This is a genomic window from Streptomyces sp. NPDC055078, from assembly GCF_053607985.1.
The window spans coordinates 1-4,277 of sequence record NZ_JBSGUP010000496.1 but is presented as its reverse complement, the minus strand read 5'-3'; the positions used below and the strand labels follow the sequence as shown (position 1 = coordinate 4,277).

General features: G+C 72.4%; 3 protein-coding genes. 2 read left to right on the top strand and 1 reads right to left on the bottom strand.

All coding sequences use genetic code 11. The annotated features are described in order from the left end of the window. Nucleotides 1-143: 143 nt before the first annotated feature. Nucleotides 144-1,310, bottom strand: coding sequence for a thiolase family protein (locus tag ACWF94_RS30275; RefSeq protein WP_453495516.1), 1,167 nt, complete (start codon nucleotides 1,308-1,310; stop codon nucleotides 144-146). An 858-nt stretch (nucleotides 1,311-2,168) separates the two neighbouring features. Between ACWF94_RS30275 and ACWF94_RS30270 the strand changes: the two genes are divergently transcribed. Both ACWF94_RS30270 and ACWF94_RS30265 read left to right on the top strand, forming a co-directional pair. Then, on the top strand, nucleotides 2,169-3,110 hold the full coding sequence (locus ACWF94_RS30270; protein WP_453495513.1) for an acyl-CoA thioesterase: 942 nt from the start codon (nucleotides 2,169-2,171) through the stop codon (nucleotides 3,108-3,110). Nucleotides 3,111-3,168: 58 nt separating this feature from the next. Beyond that, the gene (locus ACWF94_RS30265) at nucleotides 3,169-4,071 is read left to right on the top strand and encodes an SDR family NAD(P)-dependent oxidoreductase (protein ID WP_453495510.1); all 903 of its coding nucleotides are present in this window, start codon (nucleotides 3,169-3,171) and stop codon (nucleotides 4,069-4,071) included. Nucleotides 4,072-4,277: the final 206 nt, after the last annotated feature.

Here is a 4,277-nt window from a genome sequence, read left to right as displayed (position 1 = left end):
GTGCGCTTCATCAGCGTTCACTCCTCATCTCATACGGACGCATCCGCCGGCGGGCGCCGGCGGGAGGCGCGTCCGGTGCGGGTGGGCCGGTGCCGGGTCCGCCGGTCTCGGCACTCCTGCCCCGGCACCGGTGATCCGCGGCTCTACAGCAGTTCCAGGACGGTGGCGTTGGCCATACCGCCGCCCTCGCACATGGACTGGAGGCCGTAGCGGATGCCGTTGTCGCGCATGTGGTGGACGAGGGTGGTCATGATGCGGGCGCCGGAGCCGCCGATGGGGTGGCCGATGGCCATGGCGCCGCCGTTGGGGTTCATCCGCGCGTAGTCGGCGCCGGTCTCCCGCAGCCAGGCGAGGGTGACCGAGGCGAACGCCTCGTTGATCTCGTAGGCGCCGATGTCGTCCAGCGAGAGCCCCGCCTTCTTCAGTGCCTTGGCGGTGGCCGGGATCGGGCCCTTGAGCATGGTGACCGGGTCGGTTCCCGCGACGACGGCCGTGTGGATGCGGGCCATCGGGGTCCAGCCCTGTGAGCGGGCGAACTCGCTGGTGGTGATGAGCAGCGCGCCGGTGCCGTCGGAGATCTGCGAGGCGTTGCCCGCGGTGATGGTGCCGTCCTCTTTGAAGACCGGCTTCAGTGCGGCGAGGGCCTCCGGGGTGGAGCCGCGGCGCACGCCCTCGTCGGTGTCGAAGACCCGCTCGGAGCCGTCCGCGCCGGTCACGGTGATCGGGGCGATCTGGCCCGTGAAGCGGCCCTCGTCGATGGCGCGGGCAGCGCGGGTGTGGGAGTCGAGGCCGTGCCGGTCCAGCTCGGCGCGGCTGATGCCGTACTCGTCGGCGATCATCTGGGCGCCCATGCCCTGGTGGAAGCGGACGCCGTCGTAGCGGTCCCAGACGTCCGGGCCGTGCGGCTCGCCGTACTTGCCGTCGAGGGCGGTGAGGCTCGGCGGAACGGCGCTCATGATCTCCACGCCGCCCGCGACGGCGACGTCGCTCTGGCCGGAGATCACACCGGCGGCGGCGAAGTGCACGGCCTGCTGGGAGGAGCCGCACTGCCGGTCGATGGTCACCCCGGGGACGGATTCCGGCCAGCCGGCCGCCAGTACCGCGGACCGGCCGATGCAGCCGGCCTGCATGCCCACCGGGGCGGCGCAGCCCCAGATGACGTCGTCGACCAGGGCCGGGTCCAGGCCGGTGCGCTCCGCGAGGGCCTTGAGGACATGGGCGGACAGCGAGGCCGAGTGCAGCCCCGACAGCGAGCCGTTGCGCCTGCCGACGGCGGTACGTACGGCGTCGACGATGACTGCGTCGCGCATGGGTACTCCTTGGTGAGGGTGGGCGAGAGCCTTGGCGGCCGGGGTCCCGGGAGACGGCGGCCCTGGGAGACGGAGATCCGCACGGCCTCGCCGGTGGATGCCGCTGGATGCCGCGGACGCGGGAGGTTCCGCGGATGCCGGAGGTTCCGCGGGTGCCGAACGTACGCGACACCCGCCCCGCGCGCTCCCCGTCGCCGTGGCGCGGGACGCCCTCCGCGGCGGGGAACACGCCCGGCAGCCTGCCCGGCAGGCTTCGCACCCCGGTTGAACACGGCGAACACGGCGAACACAGCGAACATGGTGAGCACACTGCGGCGCACGGTGCGGACGTCCTCTCTTGCGGCGCGGCGGACCGGCCGGGAAAGTTAAGTTAATTCAAATTAGTTAGCCTGTCCAGGGCCCTCCAGCTGCCCCGACCCCTCGGCGAAAGCCGATGCCGACCGGTCGGGGACCAGTGGATTGCCCGGGGATCATGGGACTGCCGAGGTCCGGCGGCGGCACTTCGCCGTGGGTCCGAGCGATCGCCGGGCGCCGGTCCACGGCGACGGAATCGGGTCGAAGAGCCTGTACGGCCCGGAGTCCGGCAGTCGTCCGCGGTCGCGCGTTCGCACCGCCGATCGCCCGGCCCGACTGGGCGTCCGATGGTGCGTCCGGCTCGGCGAACCCCTGTCTTCCAGCGCATTCCTGGGCATCGGAGCCTGGGGCGACCACTCATCGCCCCGGGCGGCGAGGCCCTCCGGACGGTGTCGCGGCACCGTCGAAACAGCTGACGCGAGGGGATGGACAGGGAGTCTAGTGGCGATTAACTTGGTGGCGTCCGGGTGGCACCTTCCCCGGCGAGTGAAGGGTCTATCAGCCGTGTACCGAATCGGGTCCACTACAGACGGTGGCGAGCCAGCCGGCTCCCTGCTGCCGTACTCCTCGTGCGAGCTCGCCGACTTCCTCAGCCTGGAGCGGATCGAGGCCGATCTGTTCCGTGGCTGGTGCCACTCCGGAGTGCCCTTGCAGGCGTTCGGCGGGCAGGTCGTGGCCCAGTCGCTCGCCGCGGCCGGGCACACGGTGGAGTCCGGCCGGCCGGTGCACTCCCTGCACGGGTACTTCCTGCGGGCCGGGGACGTCCGGAGCCCCATCGTCTACGGCGTCGAGCGGCTGCGCGACGGCCGGCGGTACAGCTCCCGCCGGGTCACCGCCACCCAGGGCGGCAGGGTGGTCTTCACGCTGTCCGCCTCGTTCAAGTATCCCGAGCCAGAACAGCCGGAGCAGCGTGAGCAGCCGGAGCGCCAACCGGTCATGCCGGTGGTGCCGCCGCCCGAGGAGATCGCCGACGCCTTCGAGTTCTGGGCGACGCACAGCCCCGAGCAGCACCGTGAGGCGGGCCATGCGCAGGTGGTGTCGATGCGCGTCGTGCCGGAGCGGCCCGGCGCGGCGCCGATGGGCGGCTCCCGGGGGACCGGGCAGAATGTCTGGTTCCGCGCCCGCCGCCCCCTGCCCGACGATCCGCTGCTGCACTTCTGCGCCCTCACCTACTGCTCCGATCTCAGCCTGGGGCCGACCGCGGCTCTGGACTTCGAGACGCTCTACCCCCTCCGGTCAGGACCGTCGCAGGCGATCCTGGCCTCGCTCGACCACGCGATCTGGTTCCACCGCCCGTTCCGGGCCGACGACTGGCTGCTCTTCGCCCAGCGCAGCCCCTCCGCGAGTGACGGCCGGGGCTTCAATACGGGCGACTTCTGGTCCCGGGACGGCACGCTGGTCGCCTCCGTGGCGCAGGAGACGGCGATCCGCCGCGAGCCGAGCTGAATCGGCCGGCAGAAGAGAACCGGCAGAAGAGAAACCGCACAAGAAAGCGAGCACTCCCATGGGACAGTTGGACGGCCGAGTAGCGGTGGTCACCGGCGCGGGCGGCGGTCTGGGCCGCGAGCACGCGCTGCTGCTCGCCGCCGAGGGCGCCCGGGTCGTGGTGAACGACCTGAGCGACCCCGAAGCCGTGGCGGAGGAGATCGTCGCGGCCGGAGGAGAGGCCGTGGCGGTCGAGGGCAGCGTCGCGGACATGGCTGTGGGCGAGCGGCTGGTGGCCGCGGCCCTGGAGTCCTTCGGCGATCTGCATGTCGTGGTGAACAACGCGGGTGTGGTCCGCGACGCCATGGTGTGGAACATGACCGAGGAGCAGTTCGACCTGGTCCTCGACGTCCACCTCAAGGGCGCCTTCTCGGTGATCCGGGCGGCGGCCCGCCACTGGCGCGAACAGTCCAAGAACGGCGCCACCGCCGACCGGTCGATCATCAACACCACCTCGTCGGCGGGCCTGCACGGCAACGTCGGCCAGTGGAACTACTCGGCCGCCAAGGCGGGGCTGGCCGTCCAGGTGGTCAACGCCGTCGCCGAGCTGGGCCGCTACGGGGTGCGGGCCAACGCGATCGCCCCGATGGCCCGTACAGCTATGCTGGCAGGCAACCCGGGTTTCAGCGCCGCGGTCGCCGCACCCGAGGACGAGGGTGTGCTGGACCGCTACCACCCGAAGAACGTCTCCCCGCTGGTCGGCTATCTGGCCGGTGCGGACTGCCCCTTCACCGGTCAGGTCTTCTCGGTGACCGGCGGCCATGTCGGCCTGTACGGGGGCTGGTCGCTCGGCCACCGGATCGACGCCGACCGGCAGTGGTCGGTCGAGGAGCTGGCCGCCGAGCTGGGCGCCGACTCCTTCCCCAAGACGATCGAGACCACCCGGCAGCGGCTGATCCCGGTCGAGGGCGCCACGCAGTGACCGTCCGGGCCGGCTCGGGAACACCGGGCCCGGCCGTGCGCGCGGCTCCGGCGACGCCGGGCCCGCGGTGACCGACCGTGCGTGGGTCCGGGAAACCGGACCCGCCGTGTGCGACCGTTCCCCGGATCCCGCTCCCCCTCTTCCCCCCTCTTCCCGCGCCGCCCGGGGGGCGCCGGCGTCGGCCGCGTCGCCGGGGGGGCGGGCGC

Excerpts from the sequence above, each read along its gene's own strand:
- ACWF94_RS30275 (WP_453495516.1), bottom strand. The coding sequence starts at position 1,310 with ATGCGCGACGCAGTCATCGTCGACGCCGTACGTACCGCCGTCGGCAGG.
- ACWF94_RS30265 (WP_453495510.1), top strand. The coding sequence starts at position 3,169 with ATGGGACAGTTGGACGGCCGAGTAGCGGTGGTCACCGGCGCGGGCGGC.